This is a genomic window from Mycobacterium fragae (assembly GCF_002102185.1).
Taxonomy (GTDB): Bacteria; Actinomycetota; Actinomycetes; order Mycobacteriales; family Mycobacteriaceae; genus Mycobacterium; species Mycobacterium fragae.
Map to the genome: position 1 here is coordinate 148,548 of NZ_LQOW01000005.1, position 24,110 is coordinate 172,657.

The window sequence follows — 24,110 nt, forward strand, 5'->3', positions numbered from 1 at the left end:
CTCTTCGCGCAAGCGCTCATCGCCGTTAATCACCAGCCGCGCTCGGCCAGGCGATGCGGCGCGGCGATCTCCTCCACATTGATGCCGACCATCGGTTCGCCCAGCCCGCGTGACACCTTGGCCAGCACGTCCGGGTCGTCATAGAACGTGGTGGCCTTGACGATCGCGGCGGCGCGCTGCGCGGGGTCGCCGGACTTGAAGATGCCCGAGCCGACGAACACACCTTCGGCGCCGAGCTGCATCATCATCGCCGCGTCGGCCGGGGTGGCGATGCCGCCGGCGGTGAACAGTGTGACCGGCAGCTTGCCCGCTCGGGCCACCTCGACGACAAGCTCATACGGCGCTTGCAATTCCTTTGCGGCAACGTACAACTCGTCATCGGAGAGCGACGTCAGCCGTCGGATCTCACCGCCGATCGCCCGCATGTGGGTGGTCGCGTTGGAGACGTCACCGGTACCGGCTTCGCCTTTGGAGCGGATCATCGCCGCACCCTCGTTGATACGCCTTAAAGCTTCGCCGAGGTTGGTCGCGCCGCACACGAACGGCACCGTGAACTTCCACTTGTCGATGTGGTGGGTGTAGTCGGCGGGGGTGAGCACCTCGGACTCGTCGATGTAGTCGACGCCCAGGCTCTGCAGGATCTGCGCCTCGACGAAGTGCCCGATGCGGGCCTTGGCCATCACCGGAATGGTGACCGCGGAGATGATGCCCTCGATCATGTCCGGGTCGCTCATCCGGGAGACGCCGCCCTGGGCGCGGATATCGGCAGGCACGCGTTCCAGCGCCATCACCGCGACGGCGCCGGCGCCCTCGGCGATACGGGCATGCTCCGGGGTGACAACGTCCATGATGACGCCGCCCTTGAGCATCTCGGCCATGCCGCGCTTGACCCGCGCCGTTCCAGTCTGCGGGCCGCCGTTTGACGCGGTATCCATGCATCCAAGTCTAGTGGTGGACGGCAAACCGTATTTCGCGCACCTCAGCGGATGGACTGCAGCTGGCGCGGCCGATCCGGTGCCCCGGCCAGCGCGACCGCATCGGCGAGTAGCTCGGCGAGCTGAAGCGGGTACACCGTTTCCTCGGCGGCCACCAGCTCGGCGATGTCGTCGGTGTGACACCAGCGATGGCAGTGGATGTAGCTGTTTTCCAGCTCGGTGCGCCCGGCGGTGGACGGCTCGAACCGCTGCGTGCGGTAGACGAAGAAGTACTCCTCGCTGTCGATCGCCGAGCCGTTGAAGTCGAAGACGGCGTCGCGCCGCCAGATCGGTCCGACCATGTCGGCGGGGTCGACCCGCAAACCGGTCTCCTCGGCCAGCTCACGCGCGGCGGCCTCGGCCAGCGACTCCCCGTCGGCGGTCTCCCCGCCGACGGTGAACCACCACCGCGGCGCGGGTTTTCCAGGCCCGCCGGACACTGCCGGGTCAGATCCGCACAGCAACAGCACGGCCCCGGTTTCGTCGAGCAGCACCACCCGCGCCGAGGTGCGCCGGCCAGCCGGACGGTGATCGTCGTGGCGCATCGCATGAGACCGTTCCGCAATCTCGAAATAGCTTGGCAGAGGAGCCCTTCCACCCAGCCGCAGCAGCCGGACCATGCGCCTTTCGCGCAGCGCCAAGGTGTCCCGCACCGCGTCGTTGTGGAAACGGCGGGCCAGCACCACCCGCGCTTCGGCGTCGGCCAGCTCGGCGATCAGACCCGCCGGCAGCGACGCCGGATCGACCATCGCCAGCGCCGCGGACAACTCGTTCTCGCACGCCTCGCGAGCCGGCCGGGGCGCCCGCTCGGCGGCATCGGCCAGCGCCACCAAGTGCCTGCCCGCAGACTCGTCCAGCGCGTCGGCAGCCACCGCGCGGGCGACCACGGCGCGGCGCGCCAGCGCGCCGTCAAGCGCCTGCCAGGACAGGTCGTAGCGCACGTGTAAGCGGTCCAGCCGGTTGGCCGTCTGATAGGCCAGGGCACCCACCACGACCAGCACCGCAAGCAGCAGCACCAGGGCAAAGATGAGAAGGATCGGCCATACCATCAGCTCGCGACCTGAACCTTGCTGCCCGAGCCGGCAACCGTCTGATAGACCCGCATGATCTGCTCGGCCACCACCGACCAGTCATAGCGGCGCACTGCCTGGGCGCCGGCCGCGATGTAGCGCTCCCGCATCGCGTCGTTCTCCAAGACGTCGACCAGGGCAGCGGCCAGCGCGGGACCGTCGTCGACCGGCACCAGCCGGCCCGCCTCGCCGTCGCGCAGTACCCGCCGGAACGCGTGCAGGTCGCTGGCCACCACCGGGGTGCCCGCGGCCATCGCCTCGACCAGCACAATGCCGAAGCTCTCCCCTCCGGTATGGGGCGCGCAGTAGACATCGGCGCTGCGGAGCGCGGATGCCTTCGCGGCGTCGTCCACCTGGCCGAGGAAACGCAGATGGCCGGCCAATTCGCCTGCCTTGCCGCGTAATTCGTCTTCATCGCCGCGCCCGACGATCAGCAGCTGCACCCCGGGGAAGTGCTCGACCAGGTGGGGCAGCGCGTCCATCAAAACCGCCATGCCCTTGCGGGGCTCGTCGTAGCGCCCCAAAAACAGCACGGTCTTGCCGGGCCGCGGGTAGCCCTCCAGCAGCGGCGCCGACGCGAACGACGCCACGTCAACGCCGTTGGGAATCTCGACCGCGTCGGATCCGAGCGCTTCCATCTGCCAGCGCCTCGCCAAATCGGACACCGCGATGCGGCCGATGATCTTCTCGTGCCAGGGCCGCAGCACGCCCTGAAACACCGTCAGCGTCAACGATTTTGTGGTCGACGTATGAAATGTCGCCACGATCGGCCCCTCGGCCACCCGCAAGGCCCACATCGACAGGCTGGGCGCGTTGGGCTCGTGCAGGTGCAGCACGTCGAAGTCGCCGTCGGCCAGCCACCTTCGCACCCGGCCGTGTACTGCCGGGCTGAACTGCAGCCGGGCCACCGAGCCGTTGTACGGAATCGGGACGGCCCTGCCCGCGGACACCACATAGTCGGGCAACTGAACATGCGGCGACGACGGTGCCAGCACGCTGACCGTATGACCGCGCTGGCGCATCACCTCGGCGAGCTGCAGCACATGGGCCTGAACCCCGCCCGGCACGTCGAACGAGTACGGGCACACCATCCCGATCCGCATCAGGCGCCCCCCAATCCGGCCCGTCGCTCGGGGGACAGATCGGCCAGCCATTGCGGCTGCAGCATATGCCAGTCGGCCGGGTGCGCGGCGATGTTCTTGGCGAACTGGTCGGCCAGCGCCTGGGTGATGACGCCGACGTCGCGGCTGGTGCAGTCCAGCGCCGGGTATATCTCAGCGCGGGACAGGTCGCCGTCATACCAGCAATGCACCGGCAGCAGCGCTGCCCCGGTTTCGATCGCCAGCTTCGCCGATCCGGCCGGCATCCTGGTGGGTTCGCCGAAGAAGTCGACCTGCACCCCGGTTCGGGTGAGGTCCCGCTCCGCCATCAGACACACAATCCCGTTATCCCGCAGCCGTTCGCTGAGCAGTTCGAATGGTGACCGCTCACCGCCGGACAGTGGGAGCACCTCAAAGCCCAGGCTCTCCCGGTAGTCGATAAAACGACGGTACAGCGATTCGGGCTTGAGCCGCTCGGCGACGGTGGTGAAGGTGCCGTGAGCCTGTACCAGCCACACCCCGGACATATCCCAATTGCCGCTGTGCGGCAACGCCAGCACGGCGCCGCGGCCGGCCGCCAGCGCCGCGTCGAGATTTTCCTGGCCCAGAATCAGTTCGGAGAGTTGCCGGCCCAGCGCCTGGTGGTCCATCGTCGGCAGGCGGAACACCTCCCGCCAGTAGCGCGCATAGGAGGCCAGCGACGCCCGCATCAGCGACCCGGGCACTTCGGCCGGCGGCACTGAAATCACCCGGGCCAGATTCTTGCGCAGCTGGTCCGGTCCGCCGCCCAGCGACGCGTAGAGTGCCCCGGCGTCGAACACGTTGCGCGCGGCGAACTCGGGCATGGCGCGCACCGCCATCCACCCGGCCGCATAGCCCCAGTCCGTCAACCGGCTCGTCAACGAGAAGCCCTTGACTCCAGGCAGTTTCAGCCCTGCCGGGTTGGAGATCACGGCTCGCTGTTTCCGGGTTCTGGTGGGGCGGCCATCGGATCGCCCGCTCCCGGCGAGTGCCGCACGGTGTGCAGCCGCTGAGCACAGGTGATCAAGCTGGCGATGGCGAGCAGCCACATGGCCACGTGCAGCGCCCAGGTCAACGGAAACACCGGCAGGTCCGACAACCCCGCGCCAACCAGCACGATGATCAACCGTTCCGGCCGCTCGATGAAACCGCCGTCGCCGCGCAGCCCGCTGGCTTCGGCGCGGGCCTTGATGTAGGAGATCACCTGCGAGGTGACCAGGCAGATCAACGTCGCCACCACCAGCGACGGGCTGCGCAGGCCGAACGCCGCCCACCACGCCAGGCCGCAGAACACCGCGCCGTCGCTGATGCGATCGCAGGTGGCGTCCAGTACCGCGCCGAACCGGCTGCCGCCGCCGCTTTCCCGTGCCATCGCCCCGTCGAGCATGTCGAACATGACGAAAAACCAGATCACGAACGTACCGGCGAACAGCCGGCCGGTGGGAAACAACGTCAGCGCGGCCACCACCGAGGCGGCGGTGCCCATGATCGTGACCCCGTCTGCGGTGAAGCCCGCCCGCAGGAACGCTCGCGCCAGCGGTGTGGTGACCCGCGCGACCCCTTCACGGGACAGCAGCTTGCTCACGGTTGCTTTTCCCACTCGGTGGCCAGCAGCTCGCGGGTGTCGCGCAGCAACTGCGGGATGACCTTGGAGTCGCCGACGATCGTGATGAAGTTGGCGTCGCCGCCCCACCGCGGCACGACGTGCACGTGCAGGTGTTCGGCCAGCGATCCGCCGGCCGATATCCCCAGGTTCAGCCCGACATTGAAGCCGTGCGGATGCGACACACTCTTGATGACGCGAATGGCCTTCTGCGTGAAAGCCATCAGTTCCGCACTCTCCTTGTCGGTGAGGTCCTCGAGTTCGGACACTCGCCGGTACGGCACCACCATCAGGTGACCGGGGTTATACGGATACAGGTTGAGGACGGCGTAGACCAGCTCGCCCCGCGCGACCACGAGGCCGTCCTCGTCGGACAGTTGGGGAATGTCGGTGAACAGCTGTGCAGGGTCGGAGTTCTCGCGCTTCAGCGGCGCCTCGGCCAGATAGGACATTCGATAAGGGGTCCACAACCGCTGAAGGTGGTCGGCCTCACCCACGCCCCTGTCGACGATCGCGTCGTCGTCACTCACGACTGCTCACCTTCATCAGCTCCGCTGTGGGAGCGGCGTTCTCGCGGTCGGCTATCCAACCCACGATCGCTGCCACCGCGTCGTCGCGAGGCACCCCGTTGATCTGGCTGCGGTCCCCGAACCGAAAACTCACCGCGCCGGCCTCGACATCGCGGTCGCCGGCCAGCAGCATGAACGGCACCCTTTGGTTCGTGTGGTTGACGATCTTCTTGGCCATCCGGTCGTCGCTGGCATCCACCTCGACCCGCACCCCGCGGGATTTCAGCTGCGCGGCAACGTCTTCCAAATACGGCACATGGCCGTCGGTTACCGGAATGCCGACCACCTGCACCGGAGCCAGCCACGCCGGGAAGGCACCCGCGTAGTGCTCGGTGAGAATGCCGAAGAACCGCTCGATCGACCCGAACAGCGCCCGGTGGATCATCACCGGACGCTTGCGGGTGCCGTCGGCGGCGGTGTACTCCAGCTCGAAGCGCTCCGGGAAGTTGAAGTCCACCTGGATGGTCGACATCTGCCAGCTGCGGCCCAGCGCGTCGCGGGCCTGCACCGAGATCTTGGGTCCGTAGAACGCCGCACCACCCGGATCTGGCACCAGCTCCAGGCCGGAATCCGCCGCCACCTGGGCCAGGGTGTCGGTGGCTTCCTGCCACATCTGCTCGGAGCCGACGAACTTCTCGGGATCCTTGGTGGACAGCTCCAGATAAAAGTCCTCCAGGCCATAGTCGCCGAGCAACTCGAGCACGAACCGCATTAGCGACGCCAGTTCGTCGGGCAATTGCTCGCGAGCGCAGAAGATGTGCGCGTCGTCCATGGTGAAGCCGCGGGCCCGGGTCAGCCCGTGCACCACCCCGGACTTCTCGTAGCGGTAGACGGTGCCGAACTCGAAGAGCCGCAACGGAAGTTCGCGATAGGACCGCCCACGCGCGGCGTAGATCAAGGTGTGCATCGGGCAGTTCATCGGCTTGAGGTAGTAGTCCTGCCCGGGTTTGCGCACGGTGCCGTCGTCGTCGTACTCGGCGTCGAGGTGCATCGGCGGGAACATCGCCTCGGCGTACCAGTCCAGATGCCCGGAGGTGTGGAACAGCTCGGCTTTGGTGATGTGCGGGGTGTTGACGAATTCGTAGCCGGCCTCGATGTGCTTGCGCCGCGAATACTCCTCCAACTCCCTGCGCACGACGCCGCCCTTCGGATGGAAAACCGGTAAGCCGGAACCGATTTCGTCGGGGAAGCTGAACAGGTCCAACTCGATGCCCAGTTTGCGGTGGTCGCGACGCTGGGCCTCTTCCACTAGCTGCAGGTGGCGGTCGAGCGCGTCGGCCGACTCCCAGGCGGTGCCGTAGATGCGCTGCAGGCTGGCATTGTTCTGGTCACCGCGCCAGTAGGCCGCGGAGCTGCGGGTGAGCTTGAACGCCGGGATGTGGCGTGTGGTGGGGATGTGCGGGCCGCGGCAAAGGTCACTCCAAACCCGTTCGCGGGTGCGGGGATTGAGGTTGTCATAGGCGGTGAGCTCGTCGCCGCCGACCTCCATCACCGCCGGGTCGCCGGACTTGTCGTCGACGAGCTCGAGCTTGTAGGGCTCGTGGGCCAATTCCGCGCGAGCCTGCTCCTTGGATTCGTAGACCCGCCGGGAAAACAGTTGCCCGTCCTTGAGGATCTGGCGCATCCGCTTCTCCAGCGCCTCAAGGTCCTCAGGGGTGAACGGCTGCGGCACGTCGAAGTCGTAATAGAAGCCGTCGGTGATCGGCGGCCCGATGCCCAGCTTGGCGTCCGGGAACAGGTCTTGGACGGCCTGGGCCAACACATGGGCGCAGGAATGCCGGATGACGCTGCGTCCATCCTCGGTATCGGCGGCCACCGGAGTGACCTCCGCGTCGGCGTCGGGCGCCCAACTCAAGTCCCGCAGCTTGCCATCGCCGTCGCGCACCACCACGATCGCGTCGGGCGCGCCGCGGCCCGGCAGGCCCGCCTCACGCACCGCGGCGGCCGCGGTCGTCCCGGCCGCAACCCGGATCAGGGCTGGGGCAGGGTTTGCGGGGGCGCTCATCGCGGCGGTCTCCATGGCTTTCGGGGTGTCGAAACTGACCCGACCATGCTATCGGGGCGGTCGCCGCCGAGGGTTCCAGCCTTACGGCTGGCCGGGTTTGAGTAGGACAAAGAGCGCCTCGCTGTCGGTCAGCACGGTGTCGCCGTCGCTCAACGTGCCCGACACGAAGATCTTGCGGCCCTCGACCCGGTCGATTCCCGCATCGATCTGCAGCTCCTTTTCAATGGGAACGATCCGGCGGTAATTGATGTGCAGGTATGCGGTGCGCTGCCGGGGGCCGCCGGTGATCACCGCGGACGTCATACCCAACACGGAGTCGAACAGCAGCCCGAGCGCGCCGCCGTGCACGGCGCCGTTGCGTCCCAGGTGAAACCGCCGAAAACGGGCCCAGCCGCGGACCCGGCCGTCGTCAGTCTTGTGCACCTTCATCGGCACAGGCAGAACATTGCCACGGCTCGGCAGGTCCATCCGCCGGCCGGATGGCGTCTGCCATTCGTCGGTGTCGAATGGGCTCAGCAAATCGGACACCTTCTCGATCAGATTGGCCGCCTCGCTGATCACCTCGTCGGGCGCGTCGACCGCCCGGGCATGATCCTGCAGCGTGCGCACCGCCTCGATGAACCGGCCGTAATCGGGCCCACCCTTGGTGGTCGGTTCGGGCGGATTGAAGCCCCCGCCGGGGTGTCGGGCGTTCACTCTGCGCTCAGGGCGTGGCCTACTCGCACTTTTGCACCCTAGACGCAGAGTCAATCGCTGTGTGACGCCCCCGCGCTCGCCAACGCCTCGAACTCGTCGTCGGACAGTGTGATCTCGGCGGCGGCGACGTTCTCTTCCAGGTGCGCCACGCTCGAGGTGCCCGGGATCGGCAGCATCACCGGCGAGCGCTTCAGCAGCCACGCCAGCGCCATCTGCGAGGGCGTCGCGTTCTGGTGCTCGGCACCGATGCGGGCCAGCGGCCCGTCGGGCGCGGCCAGCGGCCCGGCGGCCAGCGGGAACCACGGGATGAAGCCGATGCGCTGTTCGGTGCAGGCGTCCAGCAGCGGTTCGGCGGCGCGGTTGGTCAGGTTGTAAAGGTTCTGCACAGACACGATTTCGGTGATCTGCTGAGCCTCCGTCAACTGCTCGACGTTGACCTCCGACAAGCCGATGTGGTGGATCTTGCCTTCGTCTTTCAGCTTGACCAGCTCGCCGACCTGGTCGGCCAGCGGGAAGTTCGGGTCGACGCGGTGCAACTGAAACAGGTCGATGGTGTCGACCCGCAGCCGCCGTAGGCTCATCAAGCATTCCTGGCGCAGATACGTGGGATTGCCCAGCGGTATCCAGACATCCGGCCCGGTGCGCAGCAGCCCTGCCTTGGTCGCAATCACCAAGCCGTCATAGGGGTGCAGCGCCTCGGCGATGATGTCTTCGGAGATGTAGGGGCCGTAGGAGTCCGCGGTGTCGATGAAGTTGACACCTAGTTCCACGGCGCGTCGTAACACCCGTACGGATTCCTCGCGGTCGGCCGGCGGGCCCCACACGCCCTTGCCGGTGAGGCGCATCGCGCCGAATCCGAGCCGGTTGACCGTCAGGTCGCCGAGCGTGAACGTTCCGGATGCCTGGGCTTTCGCGGTGTGTGCAGTCATCTTTTTGACCGTACGCCGCGCCGCGTTTGGCCCCGCGGCCGCGTGGCAAGCTAACACGCGTGGACTTGTACACACTTGCTCAGCAGCCCCTGACCTACCCGGAAGTCGGTGCGACGGCGGGCCCGCCGCCCCCCGGGTATAAACACATCGGCTACTCGGCCCACATCGGTATGGGTCAACTGCGCTTCGACCAGGCCGCCGACGCCGTCATGCACTGGGGCATGCAGCGTGGCAGCGGGCTGCGGGTTCAGGCCAGCAGCGAGGTCGCCACCGTCGGCACGGTGGTGGTCGTCAAAATCGGTTTCCTGCAAGCACCGTGCCGGGTGGTCTACGTGATCGACGAGCCCACCGTGCGGGGATTCGCCTACGGCACCTTGCCCGGGCACCCCGAGTCGGGTGAGGAACGGTTCGCGGTGCGCCACGACCCGGTCACCGGCGCGGTGTTCGCGGAGGTGTCCGCGTTCTCCCGGCCGGCGACGTGGTGGAGCAAAGCGGGCGGGCCGCTGACGTCACTGGCCCAGCGCGTGATGAACAAACGCTACGTTCGGGCGGTGTGACGCCAGGGCCCGTCGAGCTCTACCTGACCGTCTTTTCGGCGTGGACGGCGGGGCCGGCGTGGGCGGCGTGCACGCCCTGGGCCAGCAGCCCGAGTGCGACGGCGCCGACCAGCAGGCCGAAGTCACGCAATGCGATGTCGTAGTAGCCGGACAGCGTCACCAGGTTGATGATGATGCCGGCCAGCCATGCCGCCACCACCCAGGCGCCGATCCTTGGTGCGATCGCGACCAGCACACCGGCCGCGATCTCGATCACCCCCACGAGGTACATGCACTGGTCGGCGGTACCGGGAACGATGTTGTCGATCCAGGGGGCCAGATACATGCTCCAGTGATGCGGGTGGGTGAGCAGATTGAAGAACTTATCCAGCCCGAACAGGATCGGCGCGACGGTGAAAACGGTCCGCAGCAGCGCGTAGGCCGCAAACGTCGGATCCTTCAACCGGTCGCCGAGCTGCGGATTGGCAGTTTGGTAGGTGCTCATGGCCACTCCTTTTCTAACGGATAACAAACAAAACGTTAGAAGCTGTAGTATGTAGCGTCAAGTCTTTTGTCTGTTAGAAATGAGCGGCCCATGGACGGCATGCGACGCGACGCCGCCGGTATCGGCGCCCTCGCCGACCCGGTACGCCACCGGCTCTATCTGTTTGTGTGCTCGCAACCCGGGCCGGTCAGCCGCGACCAGGCGGCGGACGCTGTCGGTATCGCGCGCCACCAGGCGAAGTTCCACCTGGACCGGCTGGCGGACGAGGGCCTGCTGGAGTGCGACTATGCGCGGGTGACGGGCCGGTCCGGTCCCGGTGCGGGGCGCACGTCGAAGCTGTATCGCCGGGCCCGTCGCGACATCGCAGTGAGCCTGCCCCCGCGGGAGTACGAGCTGGCAGGGCGGCTGATGGCCGACGCCATCGCCCGATCCGCAGCGACCGGCGTGCCCGCCGTCGAGGCGCTGGACCAGATCGCTCGTGAATACGGCCGGGCCATCGCGGAACATATCGATCGGCCGTCCGACCGCGACTCAGCACTCCAGCTCGCGGCGGCCGTGCTGACTGACTACGGCTACGAGCCGCGATACACGAATGGCGAAGTGCAGCTGGCGAATTGCCCGTTTCATGCGCTGGCTCGACAGCAGACCGAACTGGCCTGCGGCATGAACCACGCGCTGGTCTGCGGGGTGGCCGACGCGCTGGCACCGCACAGCCCGCACACCTGTCTTGAGCCGCAGCCCGAACGGTGTTGTGTGGTGCTCAGGCCGGGGTCATAACCGAGCGCTCTAGCGCCACTTCGCCAGCAGCTCTTCCGCGCCCGTGCAGAGTCGCTCGATCACGTGGCCGACTGGCTCTACGGCGGTGACCATCCCGACGCCTTGACCGGCATCGACCGGGGCGGTCCGACGATTGTCTGCGGCGATCGCCGCCGCGAGCTCGGCCTGCGCCTCCGCATCGTCAGCGAGTGCGTCCTCGCGGCCGGCCCAACGCTCGACGAATTCGTTGCGCAGCACGCGCGACGGGAACCGCTCCGACCAGGGCAACCCACGAGCGATGTCGAACACGCGGGTGCTGGTGGTGTCGGTCTCGCGGGCCGTGACCAGCGCTTGCCGGGCGCCGTCGGTGGTCAGCGCCTCGGAGGTGGCCGACAGGCAGGTGCCTAACCACGCTCCGCTGGCGCCGGCGGCCAGCACGGCAGCGAGGCTACGCGGCGAGGCGATTCCGCCGGCCGCCAGCACCGGCACTGTTGCGACGTCCAAAACGGCGTCGAGCAGCGGCAGCGTCGCGATCGTCGCGTCCCCGTGGCCGCCGCCTTCGGCGCCGCGGGCCACCAGCAGGTCGATTCCGGCGTCCTGGGCTCGCCGCGCGTCGGCGCTGTCGTAAACCTGTGTAGCGGCGGCGATCCCAGCGTCATGCACGCGAGCGACCCAGGACAAGTCGGTGCCGAAGCTGACCGACAGCAGTGCGGGTCGGGTGGCCAGCGCCGCGTCCAGCAGCTGCGGCTCTTGGCGAATCACCCAGTCCACCAAGCCGATTCCGAACGTCCCGCGCACGTGCGGCAACTCGCCCTCGAGCGACGACGTCGACCCGGCACTGCCCATGCCGACCATGCCCAGTCCGCCCGCGGCGCTCACCGCGGCCGCCAGCCGCCCGCCGGCGACCCCGCCCATCGGGGCGTTGACGATCGGCACCCGCAGGCCCATGTCCCGCGACCACGGCGTCGACAACAACTGGCTAAAGGCTCTTGAAAACAGTCAGCATGACCACTGAATCGTCGACTGCCTGTAGGGAGTGCCGCTGCGGCGGGATCACGACGTAGTCCCCGGCCTTGCCGTCCCACACGTCGTCACCGGCGGTGAGGTGCACGTGTCCCTTCAGGACCTGCAGCGACGCCTGCCCGGGGCTGTCGTGTTCGGAGAGCTCACGCCCGGCCAGCAGTGCCATCACGGTCTGCCGCAGTTCGTGGGTGTGCCCGCCGTGAATCGTGTGCGAGGCACGACCGCTGCGTGCCTGTCGGGCCTCGGCCAGCTTTTCCTCGGCCAGGCTGGTCAGCGAAATGGTTTCCATCAATGCGCCCTTCGGTCGAGTTGCCTCAGCTGGATAGTAGAAGAATCCCGGCGGTGGCCAAGGCGAGCACCTTGATCACCTCGAGACCGACGTAAACGTAATGACCGCGGGACCGGGGCGCATCGAGGCCGGCGAGCACCTTGTCGGAACGGCGATTCAGCCGGGGTCGCACCGCTCCCAGCTGCAGCGCAAGCGTCGCGAACGCGACCGCGAATGCGGTTGTCACCGTCGCCGGTGGCGGGTCGGCCACCGTCGCCACCAGGATGACGACGGCGAGAGCCACCTCGATCACGTTGAGCGCGCGAAAGACCCGACGGCCGATGCCGAGCCCGATCTGCACCGTGACGCCCGGGGCGCGGAATTTCAGCGGCGCTTCGAGGAAGGAGATGGCCAGCACCATGCCCAGCCAGACGAAGCTGATCGCGACCGCTACCGCCGGTCCGGCGCTCACGTCGCGGCGACTTGCCGGCTGAGGTGGGCCAGGCACAGGTCCGGCTCGGCGAACGCATCCAGCCGATCGACCGTCACCGGCGCGTGCCAGGTTTCCAGCGCGCCTTGCATGAGTCCCAGGTGGATCGGACAGACGACGCTCGTCCGGGTTTCGGCCAACTCCAAAAACGGGCAGTGCCGCAGACCGACGTACTCGTCGCCGCGACGCTCGGGGGCGAATCCCAACTCGTCGAGCAGATCGACCAAGTGCTCGATCGATTCGCCGGCGCCGATTGTCCCTGCGGCGGTTCGGCGCGGCGACTCCAGCTTGCGGCCCCACGCCCGGCCGGCGGCCAGTGCCCTGGCGTCGGCGTCGCGGCCGGAAGCGAACCCGATGCTGAGGATCTCGGCGAGCAGCCGGTAGCGCCGCGGTCCCCCGCGATCCATCTGCCGGGTCGCCCGGAACATCAGCGGGGGCCGGCCGGGCCCTTTGCGCTCGGGCGCGACCTGCTCCACCCGGCCTGTGCTGACCAGGTTGTCCAGATGGAAGCGAACGGTGTTCGGGTGCACGTCGAGCACGTTGGCGATCGCGACGATGCTCATCGGAGCATTCGCCGCCCGCAATACCCGCAAGACGTCGCGGCGGCGTCCGGCGGGGTGCTGTGCCGACTTGGTGATGACGCTCATTCTCCCGAAGTTGGTGCCGCTTTGGGCAGGCTAGCCACAAGCGGTGTGTCGACGCCAAGCGGGCCGACTTTGGCGGCCCCGCCCGGCGAGCCGAGCGGCTCGTCGTGACCCGGAAGCGTCTCGGTGAAGAACGCCTCGTTGTCGGCAAGGTAGGGCTGCAGCTCGTCGGGAAGGTCGTCCTCGTAGTAGATCGCGTCGACGGGGCAGACCGGCTCGCATGCGCCGCAGTCGACGCATTCGTCGGGGTGAATGTAGAGCGACCGGCCCCCCTCGTAGATGCAATCCACCGGGCACTCGTCGACGCACGCACGGTCCATCACGTCGACGCACGGCTTCCCGATCACGTACGTCATGCGGTAGAGTTTACACAAGCGAACTTGTAAAAACTAGAGAAGGCGCGAAAATCCATGGCCGATAATGAACTTGACGTTCGACAGCTGCGCAAGCCGGACAAGCACCCGACGATCTTCGCCACTTACCAGCGGCTGTCGGTCGGCGAATCATTCGTGCTGGTCAACAACCACGATCCCAAGCACCTGCACGACGAGTTCGAAGCCGACCACGCCGGTGGCTACGGCTGGGAATACCTCGAGAAGGGTCCCGCGGTCTGGCGGATCCGGATCACCAAACTCACCGCCACCCCGCTCCCCCGCATCTTGACCAACACAGCCGTCGCGCCCAGCGAGCCCGACGTCACCGGGGCGGTGTGGAAGCTGGATGTTCGCGAACGCGACCTGGACTCGAACGTCATCGCGCTGGCGCCGGGCGGGAGGATCGATGCGCACGCCGGCGCCGACGTCGACGTCTTGATCCATGTGCTCTCCGGCAGCGGGCAACTCGGCACCGAGCGGGGCACGATCGACCTCGTTCCTGGCGCGCTGCTGTGGCTGCCCAAGCGATCGCGGCGGCAGTTCAGCGCCGGCCCGGACGGGTTGCGCTACCTGACCGTGCACCAAAAGCGGGAGATCCTGCCGCTGACACCCACCGTGCGCCAGGCAGTTTGATGGCCGTCGCGACCACGCCGATGGCGTCCTAACTCAGAACGTCCGCGAGTCTGAAGCTATTGCGCGTCGATGCCGTCGAACACGCCTTGAGCAATCCGGAAGGCGCTGTTGGCATCCGGCACACTGCAATAGACCGCGCATTGCAAGAGAACTTCTTTGATTTCGTCTCTGGACAGCCCATTGCGCAGCGCAGCGCGAATGTGAGCGGCGAGCTCTTCGTCGCGTCCCCGGGCGATCAGCGCGGTCAGCGCGATCATCGAGCGGCTTCGGCGGTCGAGACCGGGTCGCGTCCAGATTGCGCCCCACGCGTATTCGGTGATCAGCGTTTGGAAGTCACGCGTGAAGTCGGTGATCTGCGCGTCGGCGCGCTCGACGTGACCGTCGCCGAGCACTTCCCGACGGACGGTTAAGCCACGGTCGTAGCGGTCGGCCGTCATCTGGCCCCCAATCTCCTCAGCTTCGCCAACACATCGGCGATTCGGTCGGGCTGCTCGGCCGGTGCGAGGTGGGCGGCGCGAGGCACCTCGACAAAGCGTCCCCGGGTGACGTTGCTGGCGATGTAGCGCAGCGAATCCGGTGGCGTTGCAGTGTCATTCGCACCGGCGACGGCGACGATCGGCGTGTCGATCTCACTGAGGCGGTGCCGGGCGTCGAATTCGGCCAGCGCCTCACAGGTACGCGCATAACCGTCGTCGTCGACTCTGCGCAACGTGTCGAGCAGCGCCCGCGCCGAGGCCGGATCACGCTCGAAGAAGCCCGGGGCGAACCACCGTCGAATCGACAGCGCCACGACTTCCCCGAGGCCCTCGGTTCGCACGACCTTCGCCCGCGACTGCCAGTCATCCGGGTCGCCGATCCGCGCGCCGGTACAGATGAGCGCGGCCGACACGACGCGCTCGGGATGCCCCAGCAGCAATTGAAGTCCCACCGCCCCGGCGACCGAGACGCCGGCATACGTGAAGGGCCGCTTGCCGATCCGCTCTTCCACGAGCTTGACGACGCTGGCAGCGAGGTCCTCGATGGTGAAGGCATCGTGCGGCCGCGGGCTGGCGCCGTGACCGGGGAGGTCCCAGCCGATGACGTGGTAGATGCCGGCCAGGCGTCGGGCAACCCCCGACCACAGGGCGGCCACTGAGGTGCCCAGCGACGGTCCGACCACCAGCGGCGGCAGGTCCGGTGAGCCCCCGAGGTGGGATCCACGAATTAGGGGCGCGCTCACTGCAGTTCCTTGACGATCCGCTTGGCGCGATCCAGGCTCTCGGCGATCAGCGGGTTGACCGCACCGAAGTAGTTCGCGGACGGGGCTTTTCCGGCCAGCTCGGCAATGGCCCGTTGTTCGCCGAGCACATCGGCGCTGCCGAGGTTCTTGGCCATCTGGTCGGGATGGACCTGCAGTCCGGCGAGCAGCTCGCTGCACTGGGAGCCTGCTACGACGGTTCGGCGGGCCAACGTGCGCAGCGTGTCCCATTCGGCATGCCAGGCGCCATCGGGGCGTTCGTCGTTGGCCAGGGCGGCGGCGGTGTGCAGGGTCGCGGCCAGAGGCGGTGTGGAAATCGCGGCCCGGCGTATCAAGATGGACAGCACCGGGTTCCGCTTGCCGGGCATGCTCGACGATCCGCCGCGATCGCCTGTGGCAGGTTCGCTCAGTTCGCCGATTTCCGGACGGGCCAGCGTCACGACGTCAGACGCGATACGTCCCCAGGCATCGGTACAGCCCACCAGCGCATCGGCCACCGCCGTCACCGGCGTGCGGGTGGTGTGCCACGGCATCCGGATGTCCAAACCCAAAGTGGCCGCAACGGTCTGCGCCAACTGAGCGGAGATTTCGGCGGGATTGTCACGACCCGTAAGAGTGGCCAATTCGGTTGTCGCGGCCAGTGTTCCGCCGGCGCCGCCGATCTGCACCGGGGTGGGCAATGCGCTGAGTTGCTGATACGCGTCGACGACGCCGTTGCACCACGTAGCGGCCTTGGCGCCGAACGTGGTGGGCACTGCAGGTTGAGTCAGGGTACGGGCCACCATCTGTGTGCCCCGGTGCGTTGTGGCTAGTGCGGAGAGTGTTGAAATCTGTTCGGCCAGTTGTGATATCAGCTGATCGAGGGCGGCGCGGGCAGCCAGCATGAGTCCGGTGTCGATGACGTCCTGGCTGGTGAGGCCGCGGTGGATCCACCGGCTGAGCTGCGGAGTGGCCCGCTCCCGAAGCAGCGCCACCAGGCCGATGAGGGGGTTGCCCCCGTCCTCCGCGGTGGCGGCAAGTGTCTCGCAGTCCCCGGGACCGACCAGCCGCCCGAGATCGGCTCCGGCGCACTCGTCCGGAGCCAGACCGGCGGCGGCGAGCGCGCTCAGCCACGCCGACTCCACCGCGACCATCGACGCCAGTAGCGCCGCATCAGTCATCAGGTCACCGGCGCGCTGGTCTCCCGGCCACAACAGATTCGTCATCCCGCAACACCGCAATGTGTAAGGAACACAGTCTCGTTCGCGCCTTGCAAGTGGATGTCGAAGCGATATCCGCCGTTTTCTTCGGCGCAGATCAGGGTTGTGCGCCGCGCCGCGTCGAGAGCGGCCAGCAGCGGGTCGCTTGCCGGATCGGCATGCGGCAGGTAAGCGCGAGTGAACAGCCGGTCCAACAATCCGCGGGCGAACACGGTGATCGCGAAGAACGGGGTTCGCCCGCCGGCCGTCCCGGGTGTCAACGTGATGAAGCTGTACTGCCCCGCGGTGTCGGTCGCGCATCTGCCCCACCCGGTGAACGTTTCGCCGTCGCGTCGCAGCGAGCCTGCCCGCCGTGCGATGCTGCCGTCGGGGCCGGGCTGCCACAGTTCGACCAAGGCGTCGGGCACTGGCTCGCCGGCGCCGTCGTAGACCGTTCCGTGTAACCGGATTGCGCCGGCCTGCCCGTCGCCGGCCAACTGGCTATCACCGGGATACGGTAATGCGAGGTGGAAGAAGGGTCCGACCGTTTGCCCTGGGGTGCAAGCTAATTCAGGCATGGCCGCCGTCCCAGCACGACGTCCCACCGGTAACCGATGGCGTACTCAGGCTCAGTAACGTCATGGTCATAGGTGGCCACAAGTCGTTGGCGCGCAATGGGATCCACGATGGACTGATAGATCGGGTCCAGGCTGAACAACGGGTCGCCCGGAAAGTACATCTGAGTGACCAAGCGCTGGGTGAAGGCGGTTCCGAACACCGAGAAGTGAATGTGCGCCGGACGCCAGGCGTTCTGGTGGTTACGCCATGGATAGGGACCAGGCTTGATGGTCAGAAATCGGTATGTCCCATCGGGTTTGGTGAGGCAGCGGCCCACTCCGATGAAGTTCGGATCGATCGGCGCCGGGTGCTGGTCGCGTTCGTGGTGATAGCGGCCGGCGGCGTTGGCCTGCCAGATCTCGACGAGTTGGCCAGCGAGCGGCCTCCCGGCTGTGTCGAGCACCCGCCCGGTCACGATGATGCGCTCGCCGATGGGCTCGCCAGGATGGCCGGCGGTGAGGTCGGCATCCAGGGGGTCGACGTCCTCGCGGCCGAAGCACGGAGCACAGCGCTCGAGTTCGTCGGGGTCGACGCGGACGAACGGCGAGCGCGGATGCCGCAGCAAGCTGCTTCGGTAGGGCGGGTAGTCAAGCCGCGGCTCATCTCGTTTTCCGCGGTGACCAGCTGCGATGCGGTCGATCTGCGCCGTAATCTCACGCTGAGACACGGTGCGGGCCGACTCGGCTGCAGCCTTCATCAAAACTGACGCTAACGCCAAAATCGGCTGCCCTCAACCGTCTTCGCGGTATTTCCGCGCTGCGCGCCCAATAGTCTGGTCCCATGGAGCGTGGCTACATCTATGACCAGGGGTTCTCCGAGGAGCAACGCGGCTGGAGGGCATCGAAAGCCTGTGGGACCCGGGCAGCCGGGCCCTGCTCGAGGAGCTCGGCGTCGGCGACGGCCGACGATGCCTGGAGGTCGGCGCGGGCGGCGGCTCGCTGGTCGAGTGGATGGCCGAGCGCGGCGCCATGGTGCTGGCGATCGACATCGACACCCGATTCATCGAGCCGCTCGCGTCCGACGCCATCGAGGTCCGACACGTCGATATCCGGACCGACCCGCTGCCGAGTGGCGAGTTCGACGTGGTGCATGCCCGTCTGGTGCTCGAGCACCTGACCGAGCGCCGGCAGATCCTCGACCGGCTGGTCGCCGCACTGCGGCCCGGCGGGTGGTTGGTCATCGAGGACTATGACTGGACCGGCTTCGGCTTCGAGGACGCCGACCCGCAGTTCGACCATGTGACCGAGGCGGTCTTCGGGTTGATGCAGCAAGCCGGATTCGAGCCGCGGTACGGCCGCCGTGTGGTCGCCGACATGGCCGCCGCCGGACTCGCCGATGTTCGCGGCGAGGGCCGCGCCCTGGTGATCGACTCCCGCTCCCCCGGCTTCGACTTCTTCAGGCTGTCCTTCGAGAGTGTGCGCGACGCCGTGGTGGACGCCGGCCTACTGTCGCGCGAAGATGCCGACGCGGCAGCCGCTCGCTTCGCCGAGGACCGGCGGGTCCTGACACCGATGATGATGGCGGGAATCGGCCGCCGCACCAAACCCGTTGGCGGCTAACGCTACAGCGCTCGCAACAGCGACTTTCTGCCCTTCACCCGGAGTTTGTGACCGGTGGAGTCCCGCAGCTGCTCTATGCGGGTGGCCATCTGGTGACCCAGCTCCTCGAGCTCGGCGTCGGTGATCTTCACTGAGGGGGGCACCGGGATCATGTCGCGCTCCTCCTCGTCGGCGTGCGCCTCCAGAACGGTCGCGAAGGAACGCCATTCGTCGTCGTAGGTCGGTGCGGTCGGCGAGGTGCGCAACAGCACGGAGAGCTGGTCGATGACCTGACGATGCTCGGCGTGCGCAATGGCGATCAATGTGCTGGCTGCCGCCAGAGCCGGGTAGTACAGGTCATCCTCGATGCGGAAGTGGATGTCGAGTTCGACCAGCAGATCGTCGAGATATTCCTGGCGTTCGGGCGCGGTCGCGGGGGTCGAGGAGATTCTGTGGACCAGCCCTTTGAGTACTTTGTGGTGGTCCTGCAACACGGTGTAGGCGTTCACTTCGCAATTCCCTTCCCGGCCGGGAGCGAGTGCTGGCCGTCGCCGCGCAGCTCGATCATCCCGTCGCTGATCCGCGTCTGATAGCGCGGCAACGGCGCCGCTGATGGGCCCCGCAGCACCTCTCCGGAGCAGAGATCGAATCGTGAACCGTGCCAAGGGCATACCAGCCGCCCGCGATCGACCCACCCGTCGGTCATCGGGGCGGCCAGGTGAGGGCAGAACTCGCCGAACGCCGCTATCTCCCCGTCACCGGTCCGGCACAGCACCAGGCCCACGCCGTCGACTTCGACCCGCTGCGGTTTCCCGTTCGTCAACGACTCCGCCGGCAGCACCGGTGTCCAGTCCGCGGTGCGCAGCCGCTGACCGGATTGGTCGATGCCTATGCCGGACTCGAACACCAACGCCCCGCCCATATAGCTGCTGGCGACGGTGATGCCGTAGCCGAGCGCGCTGATCGCTATCCCCCGGCGGTGCCGACCGCGGCGGCGGTCAGACCATGACATCACGTAGAGACCGGTCGCCAGCACGTTCAACAGGCCGTGCACCAAACCGATGCGGCGATCTTCCTCGTGCGTGTGCTGCCAATCCGTGACACCCGTGACCGCCGAGGTCAGGTTCGCCAGAATCCCCAGTCCCAATGCGCGCGAAGCGAACCGGGATGCGTCGAGGAGTTCCGACTTCGGCCGGCCCGGCAGCAGACTGAGCACGTCCAATCCCACCGTCGTCCCGATGGCGCCACTGGTCAGCGACGCGAGCGGAGGATGCACCGGATGGCCGAGCCACACTCCGTTCAGCGCATTGGTGACCCGATCGCGGGCACCGCCCAACGCGTTGAAGGCAATGCTGAGGAAGTGCTCGAAGCGGTAACTGGGCCGGTCCAACCACTCCTGACGCCCAATGAACGACAGCAGCCGCTCCCCCCGCTTCTGGAACTTCCTCTCCGGAGACCCCGCAACCACGGCATCAGTCCTTCCTCAAATACGGAGACATTCTGGTATAACGCACGCACTATCTTCGATAATTTCAAGCACAGCTGCTCACACAATACGCACGTGCGGTTCACATCCGGTCACCACCGTACCGGAAGGCTCAGGCCTCCGGCATCTCAGGAACTGTCCACATTGTGTAAACCCTTGGCGCAGAAACCTTTTCATCAGCGCATTGACGATGGGCGCGCCAGTGAGGCATTCTAGATTACAGAATTAGCTTCTGGAAGCCAGAGAAATGACAGCCCTCGGAAACGTCATCGACAATGTCCGGCGCGGGATGATCCCCGCGCACATCTACAACGACAAAGAGCTCTTCGAGCTGGAGAAGGAGCGACTCTTCAGCCGGGCCTGGGTGTTCGTGGCACACGAATCGGAGATTCCGCATGACGGCGACTATGTCGTGCGCAGAGTGCTCGATGATTCGTTCATCATCACTCGTGACGGCGACGGCAATGTACGGGCCTTGTTCAATATGTGCCTGCACCGCGGAATGCAGGTGTGCCGCGCAGAAATGGGCAACGCCTCCAACTTCCGCTGCCCCTACCACGGCTGGACTTATCGCAACGACGGCCGGCTCACTGGTCTTCCGTTCCACCGGGAGGCCTACGGCGGCGACGACGGCTTTCCCAGAACTGGCCAAACCCTGTTGCCCGCACCGAGTCTGGCGAGCTACAACGGGCTGATCTTCATCAGCATGGATGCACACGCCGAGCCGCTGGAGGAATTCCTCGGCGATTTTCGGTTCTATCTGGATTTTTACACCAAGCAAAGCCGTGACGGCCTGGAAGTACACGGGCCGCAGCGCTGGCGGATCAAGGCCAACTGGAAGATCGGTGCCGAAAACTTCGCCGGCGACATGTACCACACCCCGCACACCCACGCGTCGATCGTCGACATCGACCTCTTCCGCGAGCCGAAAGCCCAAAAACGCAAGGACGGAGCCACCTACTGGGCGCACAGCGGCGGCGGAACCACCTACAAACTTCCGCCGGGCACATTCGACGAACGCATGCATTACGTCGGTTACCCCGACGAAATGATCGACCGGATCAGACACGTCTGGTCGCCACAGCAACAGCGAATGGTCGGCGACGACGGGTTCATGATCTCGGCCGCATCATGTTTCCCGAACCTCAGTTTTGTGCACAACTGGCCGAAGTTGCCCGGAAGTGACCGAGTGCTGCCGTTCATCTCGATCCGCCTCTGGCAGCCGGTCAGCGAGAACGAGACCGAGGTGTGCTCATGGTTCGCGGTGGACGCCGCCGCACCGCCGGAGTACAAGGAGAACTCCTACAAGGCCTACCTCATGTGCTTCGGATCGACCGGGATGTTCGAACAGGACGACGTGGAGAACTGGGTGTCGTTGACCACCACCGCCGGCGGCTCGATGGCGCGCCGGTTGCTGCTCAACAGCCGGATGGGCCTGCTCTGCGACGACCGCCCGGTCGTCGACACGCTGCCCGCCACGGCATTTCACGGGCCGGGGCGTGCGCAGGTCGGCTACAACGAGCACAACCAGCGCGAACTGCTGCGGCTGTGGGCCGCCTACCTGGAGAGGCCATGACACAGTCTGTTGGAAAACCGCTGCCGTTCAACGATATTCGGCATCTGCAGGCGCACCAGTTCCTGGTCGACGAAGCCTACCTGCTCGATGCCCAAAAATACGAGGCGTGGCTGGACACCCTCACCGACGATATTCGCTATCTGATGCCGGTGCGGGTGACGACCGCGCTGGGCGCCGGGTTTGACACCTCGCCGGGTATGGCGCACTTCGACGAGGACAAGTACTCGCTGGGCCGACGCGTGGCCCGGTTCCGCACCGAGCACGCCTGGACCGAAGACCCGCCGTCGCGGCTGCGCCACTACATCACCAATGTGCGCACGTTCGCCGGCGAGGACGATGCGCATCTGGTCGTCGAATCCGCGGAGCTGTTGTTTCGCAGCCGCGGCGACGTCAACGAGGCCGCGCTGGTGTCCTGTGGTCGCGAAGACGTATTGCGCCAATCCGGCGACGGATGGAAACTCGCCCGGCGCATAATCATGGTCGACGAGTCGGTGCTCCGAATGCAGAATCTGGCGGTGTTCCTGTGAACGATGAACCGCTTACCATTGCGAACGAATTCACCGAGGTCGAGGTGCGCCGCGTCGACACCCGCAACGGCTCACGGTTGCTGATCACGGCGCCCAAATCCGGACGGTGGATCACCTTGGATGCCCTCGAGGTGGAGGCGCTGACGCGCCAGAACGCCCGAACGCTGGCCGCGATGGTCGGCAACGTCAACGGCCCGCTGCTGCCCGACGAAGGCGAACAACGGTGAGCGGCTGGCTGGACGGCAAGCGGGCGCTGGTGGTGGGCGGCGGGTCCGGGATCGGCAGAGCTGTCGTCGACGCGTTCCGTGCCGAAGGGGCGAAAGTCGCTGTGCTCGAACGGGATGCGGATAAATGCGATGCACTTCGGCACAAGCTGAAGAAGGTGCCGGTGGTCGAGGGCGACGCCATCACCCGCGCAGCCAACGATCTGGCGGTCGCGACTGCGGTGGAGGCCTTCGGCGGGCTCGACACATTGGTAAATTGCGTCGGCATTTTCGACTTCTACAAGGGAATCGGCGACATCGATGCTGACGACCTGCAGTCAGGCTTCGACGAGATGTTTCACACCAACGTGCTGAGCCATCTGCAATCGGTCAAGGCAGCCGTTCCAGCACTGCAAGACGAGGAGGGGTCATCGATCGTGCTGACGGAATCCGCGTCATCCTTCTATCCCGGACGTGGCGGAGTGCTGTATGTGTCGTCGAAGTTCGCGGTGCGCGGACTGGTTGCCGCGCTGGCCTACGAGCTGGCACCCCAGATCCGGGTCAACGGGGTGGCGCCGGGCGGCACGATGAACACCGACCTTCGCGGCCTGAGCACTTTCGGACAGCACAGCACCCGCCTCGACGATGCTCCGAACCGTGCCCGCGAGCTGGCAGCGCGCACACCACTGAACGTCGCACTCTCCGCCGAAGACCAGGCGTGGAGCTTCGTGTTCTTCGCCTCCGACCGCACCCGGGGGATCACCGGTGAAACCGCCCATCCGGATGGCGGATTCGCGCTGGGGACACCCAAACAGGCGCCGCCATGATTTTCGACGAACAACGCGCGCTGGTGGCACAGGGGTGCCGGGTCGCGGCGGCGCGCGGCTTGGTCGACGGCGTCCTCGGTCACCTGAGTCTGCGGGTCGACGACGAACGGCTACTAGTCCGGTGCCGCAGCGACACCGACGGCGGTGTGGCATTCACCCGGCCTACCGATATCCGGCTGATCCGCTTCGACGGGAGTGCCGGTGCCGCAGGCGAACTCGACGGCTACCGGGTTCCCAACGAGCTGCCTATCCACGTCGAAACCATGCTCGCCAACCCGGAACACCGGGCGGTCGCGCATCTGCATCCGCCCGCCGTCGTCGCCGCCGATCTCGCCGGCATCACGATCCGGCCGATCTATGGGGCGTACGACATTCCCGGCGCCTGGCTTGCTCGCGGCGGCGTGCCGGTCTACGAACGCGCGGTGCTGATCCGAAATACCCAGTTGGGCAAGGAGATGGTGACCGCGATGCGCGGCCGGCCGGTGGTGATCTGCCGTGGCCACGGAATCACCAGCGCGGCGACCACGGTGCAGCACGCTGTACTTCAGGCCATCAGCCTCGACGCGTTGGCCCGCATGGCATTACGGGTACGCGCAGCCGGCGGGGCGTTGCACGATATCGACGACCGGGACTGGGAGGATCTCCCGGATTTAGGGCCGGGCTTCACCGTCGACGCGGCATGGCGCCACGAGCTCGCCCGCCTCGGGTAACGCCGTCCCCGCCG

The 24,110-nt window shown here is 66.8% G+C and carries 31 protein-coding genes; 9 read left to right on the forward strand and 22 right to left on the reverse strand.

The window, feature by feature from the left end:
- Positions 1-29: 29 nt before the first annotated feature.
- From pdxS to AWC06_RS03450, 9 genes are all read right to left on the reverse strand, one after another.
- Positions 30-935 (reverse strand): pyridoxal 5'-phosphate synthase lyase subunit PdxS, encoded by a 906-nt coding sequence (pdxS, locus tag AWC06_RS03410; protein ID WP_085194376.1) that lies wholly within the window; start codon positions 933-935, stop codon positions 30-32.
- Between the two features lie 44 nt (positions 936-979).
- A complete protein-coding gene (locus AWC06_RS03415; protein WP_085194378.1) occupies positions 980-2,023 on the reverse strand; it encodes an NUDIX hydrolase in 1,044 nt (347 codons plus the stop codon).
- Entirely contained in the window at positions 2,023-3,147 is a 1,125-nt protein-coding gene (locus AWC06_RS03420; protein ID WP_085194380.1) for a glycosyltransferase family 4 protein, read from the reverse strand. The genes AWC06_RS03415 and AWC06_RS03420 overlap by 1 nt, the downstream gene beginning before the upstream one ends.
- The gene (locus AWC06_RS03425; protein ID WP_085194382.1) at positions 3,147-4,097 is read right to left on the reverse strand and encodes a phosphatidylinositol mannoside acyltransferase; all 951 of its coding nucleotides are present in this window, start codon (positions 4,095-4,097) and stop codon (positions 3,147-3,149) included. Before AWC06_RS03425 ends, AWC06_RS03420 begins: the two co-directional genes overlap by 1 nt.
- The gene (pgsA, locus tag AWC06_RS03430) at positions 4,094-4,750 is read right to left on the reverse strand and encodes a phosphatidylinositol phosphate synthase (protein WP_085194384.1); all 657 of its coding nucleotides are present in this window, start codon (positions 4,748-4,750) and stop codon (positions 4,094-4,096) included. Before pgsA ends, AWC06_RS03425 begins: the two co-directional genes overlap by 4 nt.
- Positions 4,747-5,298: an ATP adenylyltransferase gene (locus AWC06_RS03435; protein WP_085194386.1), complete on the reverse strand. Its 552-nt coding sequence runs from the start codon at positions 5,296-5,298 to the stop codon at positions 4,747-4,749. The genes pgsA and AWC06_RS03435 overlap by 4 nt, the downstream gene beginning before the upstream one ends.
- Complete coding sequence (thrS, locus tag AWC06_RS03440) at positions 5,291-7,342, reverse strand: threonine--tRNA ligase (RefSeq protein ID WP_085194615.1); 2,052 nt, start codon at positions 7,340-7,342, stop codon at positions 5,291-5,293. Before thrS ends, AWC06_RS03435 begins: the two co-directional genes overlap by 8 nt.
- A gap of 81 nt (positions 7,343-7,423) precedes the next feature.
- On the reverse strand, positions 7,424-8,038 hold the full coding sequence (locus AWC06_RS03445; protein ID WP_085194388.1) for a PaaI family thioesterase: 615 nt from the start codon (positions 8,036-8,038) through the stop codon (positions 7,424-7,426).
- Positions 8,039-8,088: 50 nt separating this feature from the next.
- Complete coding sequence (locus tag AWC06_RS03450; RefSeq protein ID WP_085194390.1) at positions 8,089-8,967, reverse strand: aldo/keto reductase; 879 nt, start codon at positions 8,965-8,967, stop codon at positions 8,089-8,091.
- 59 nt (positions 8,968-9,026) lie between these two features.
- On the opposite strand from AWC06_RS03450, the gene AWC06_RS03455 reads away from it, so the two are divergent.
- Positions 9,027-9,524, forward strand: a complete 498-nt coding sequence (locus tag AWC06_RS03455; protein ID WP_085194392.1) for a DUF1990 domain-containing protein — start codon at positions 9,027-9,029, stop codon at positions 9,522-9,524.
- A 19-nt stretch (positions 9,525-9,543) separates the two neighbouring features.
- Here AWC06_RS03455 and AWC06_RS03460 read toward each other — a convergent pair whose 3' ends face one another.
- Positions 9,544-10,008 carry an Rv2617c family stress response/phage resistance protein gene (locus tag AWC06_RS03460; RefSeq protein ID WP_085194394.1) on the reverse strand — a complete coding sequence of 155 codons (465 nt, stop codon included), beginning with the start codon at positions 10,006-10,008 and terminating at the stop codon, positions 9,544-9,546.
- 90 nt (positions 10,009-10,098) lie between these two features.
- On the opposite strand from AWC06_RS03460, the gene AWC06_RS03465 reads away from it, so the two are divergent.
- A complete protein-coding gene (locus AWC06_RS03465) occupies positions 10,099-10,785 on the forward strand; it encodes a helix-turn-helix transcriptional regulator (protein WP_085194395.1) in 687 nt (228 codons plus the stop codon).
- Between the two features lie 9 nt (positions 10,786-10,794).
- Here the strand turns inward: AWC06_RS03465 and AWC06_RS03470 are convergent, their stop codons facing one another.
- Genes AWC06_RS03470 through fdxA form a run of 5 tightly spaced genes read right to left on the reverse strand, consistent with a single transcriptional unit; the run spans position 10,795 to position 13,545 of the window.
- Positions 10,795-11,739: an NAD(P)H-dependent flavin oxidoreductase gene (locus AWC06_RS03470; protein ID WP_085194397.1), complete on the reverse strand. Its 945-nt coding sequence runs from the start codon at positions 11,737-11,739 to the stop codon at positions 10,795-10,797.
- A gap of 4 nt (positions 11,740-11,743) precedes the next feature.
- Positions 11,744-12,076: a cupin domain-containing protein gene (locus AWC06_RS03475; protein WP_085194399.1), complete on the reverse strand. Its 333-nt coding sequence runs from the start codon at positions 12,074-12,076 to the stop codon at positions 11,744-11,746.
- A 25-nt stretch (positions 12,077-12,101) separates the two neighbouring features.
- Positions 12,102-12,527 (reverse strand): hypothetical protein, encoded by a 426-nt coding sequence (locus AWC06_RS03480; protein WP_085194401.1) that lies wholly within the window; start codon positions 12,525-12,527, stop codon positions 12,102-12,104.
- The gene (locus tag AWC06_RS03485; protein WP_085194403.1) at positions 12,524-13,192 is read right to left on the reverse strand and encodes a helix-turn-helix transcriptional regulator; all 669 of its coding nucleotides are present in this window, start codon (positions 13,190-13,192) and stop codon (positions 12,524-12,526) included. The genes AWC06_RS03480 and AWC06_RS03485 overlap by 4 nt, the downstream gene beginning before the upstream one ends.
- Positions 13,189-13,545, reverse strand: coding sequence for a ferredoxin (gene fdxA, locus AWC06_RS03490; protein WP_085194405.1), 357 nt, complete (start codon positions 13,543-13,545; stop codon positions 13,189-13,191). Before fdxA ends, AWC06_RS03485 begins: the two co-directional genes overlap by 4 nt.
- 54 nt (positions 13,546-13,599) lie before the next feature.
- Here fdxA and AWC06_RS03495 point away from each other — a divergent pair, with 54 nt between their 5' ends.
- Positions 13,600-14,196: a DUF2249 domain-containing protein gene (locus AWC06_RS03495; RefSeq protein ID WP_085194407.1), complete on the forward strand. Its 597-nt coding sequence runs from the start codon at positions 13,600-13,602 to the stop codon at positions 14,194-14,196.
- Between the two features lie 56 nt (positions 14,197-14,252).
- Here the strand turns inward: AWC06_RS03495 and pcaC are convergent, their stop codons facing one another.
- From pcaC to pcaH, 5 genes are read right to left on the reverse strand one after another with little or no spacing between them, the layout of a single operon-like run.
- Positions 14,253-14,633: a 4-carboxymuconolactone decarboxylase gene (pcaC, locus tag AWC06_RS03500; protein ID WP_085194408.1), complete on the reverse strand. Its 381-nt coding sequence runs from the start codon at positions 14,631-14,633 to the stop codon at positions 14,253-14,255.
- The gene (locus AWC06_RS03505; RefSeq protein ID WP_085194410.1) at positions 14,630-15,415 is read right to left on the reverse strand and encodes an alpha/beta fold hydrolase; all 786 of its coding nucleotides are present in this window, start codon (positions 15,413-15,415) and stop codon (positions 14,630-14,632) included. Before AWC06_RS03505 ends, pcaC begins: the two co-directional genes overlap by 4 nt.
- A complete protein-coding gene (locus tag AWC06_RS03510; RefSeq protein ID WP_085194412.1) occupies positions 15,412-16,638 on the reverse strand; it encodes a lyase family protein in 1,227 nt (408 codons plus the stop codon). Before AWC06_RS03510 ends, AWC06_RS03505 begins: the two co-directional genes overlap by 4 nt.
- The gene (gene pcaG / locus AWC06_RS03515; protein WP_085194414.1) at positions 16,635-17,189 is read right to left on the reverse strand and encodes a protocatechuate 3,4-dioxygenase subunit alpha; all 555 of its coding nucleotides are present in this window, start codon (positions 17,187-17,189) and stop codon (positions 16,635-16,637) included. Before pcaG ends, AWC06_RS03510 begins: the two co-directional genes overlap by 4 nt.
- The gene (gene pcaH, locus AWC06_RS03520; protein ID WP_085194416.1) at positions 17,177-17,926 is read right to left on the reverse strand and encodes a protocatechuate 3,4-dioxygenase subunit beta; all 750 of its coding nucleotides are present in this window, start codon (positions 17,924-17,926) and stop codon (positions 17,177-17,179) included. Before pcaH ends, pcaG begins: the two co-directional genes overlap by 13 nt.
- Before the next feature lie 175 nt (positions 17,927-18,101).
- Between pcaH and AWC06_RS03525 the strand changes: the two genes are divergently transcribed.
- On the forward strand, positions 18,102-18,788 hold the full coding sequence (locus AWC06_RS03525) for a class I SAM-dependent methyltransferase (protein WP_264032954.1): 687 nt from the start codon (positions 18,102-18,104) through the stop codon (positions 18,786-18,788).
- Positions 18,789-18,790: 2 nt separating this feature from the next.
- Here AWC06_RS03525 and AWC06_RS03530 read toward each other — a convergent pair whose 3' ends face one another.
- Both AWC06_RS03530 and AWC06_RS03535 read right to left on the reverse strand, forming a co-directional pair.
- Positions 18,791-19,276: a hemerythrin domain-containing protein gene (locus AWC06_RS03530; RefSeq protein ID WP_085194420.1), complete on the reverse strand. Its 486-nt coding sequence runs from the start codon at positions 19,274-19,276 to the stop codon at positions 18,791-18,793.
- Positions 19,273-20,235: a Rieske (2Fe-2S) protein gene (locus AWC06_RS03535; RefSeq protein WP_085194422.1), complete on the reverse strand. Its 963-nt coding sequence runs from the start codon at positions 20,233-20,235 to the stop codon at positions 19,273-19,275. Before AWC06_RS03535 ends, AWC06_RS03530 begins: the two co-directional genes overlap by 4 nt.
- A gap of 265 nt (positions 20,236-20,500) precedes the next feature.
- On the opposite strand from AWC06_RS03535, the gene AWC06_RS03540 reads away from it, so the two are divergent.
- From AWC06_RS03540 to phtC, 5 genes are read left to right on the forward strand one after another with little or no spacing between them, the layout of a single operon-like run.
- On the forward strand, positions 20,501-21,829 hold the full coding sequence (locus AWC06_RS03540) for an aromatic ring-hydroxylating dioxygenase subunit alpha (RefSeq protein ID WP_085194424.1): 1,329 nt from the start codon (positions 20,501-20,503) through the stop codon (positions 21,827-21,829).
- The gene (locus tag AWC06_RS03545; RefSeq protein WP_085194426.1) at positions 21,826-22,356 is read left to right on the forward strand and encodes a 3-phenylpropionate/cinnamic acid dioxygenase subunit beta; all 531 of its coding nucleotides are present in this window, start codon (positions 21,826-21,828) and stop codon (positions 22,354-22,356) included. The genes AWC06_RS03540 and AWC06_RS03545 overlap by 4 nt, the downstream gene beginning before the upstream one ends.
- Positions 22,353-22,583 (forward strand): dihydrodiol dehydrogenase, encoded by a 231-nt coding sequence (locus AWC06_RS03550; protein ID WP_085194428.1) that lies wholly within the window; start codon positions 22,353-22,355, stop codon positions 22,581-22,583. The genes AWC06_RS03545 and AWC06_RS03550 overlap by 4 nt, the downstream gene beginning before the upstream one ends.
- Positions 22,580-23,386: a 3-(cis-5,6-dihydroxycyclohexa-1,3-dien-1-yl)propanoate dehydrogenase gene (gene hcaB, locus AWC06_RS03555; RefSeq protein WP_085194430.1), complete on the forward strand. Its 807-nt coding sequence runs from the start codon at positions 22,580-22,582 to the stop codon at positions 23,384-23,386. The genes AWC06_RS03550 and hcaB overlap by 4 nt, the downstream gene beginning before the upstream one ends.
- On the forward strand, positions 23,383-24,096 hold the full coding sequence (gene phtC / locus AWC06_RS03560) for a 3,4-dihydroxyphthalate decarboxylase (protein ID WP_085194432.1): 714 nt from the start codon (positions 23,383-23,385) through the stop codon (positions 24,094-24,096). Before hcaB ends, phtC begins: the two co-directional genes overlap by 4 nt.
- The last annotated feature ends 14 nt before the right edge of the window (positions 24,097-24,110 follow it).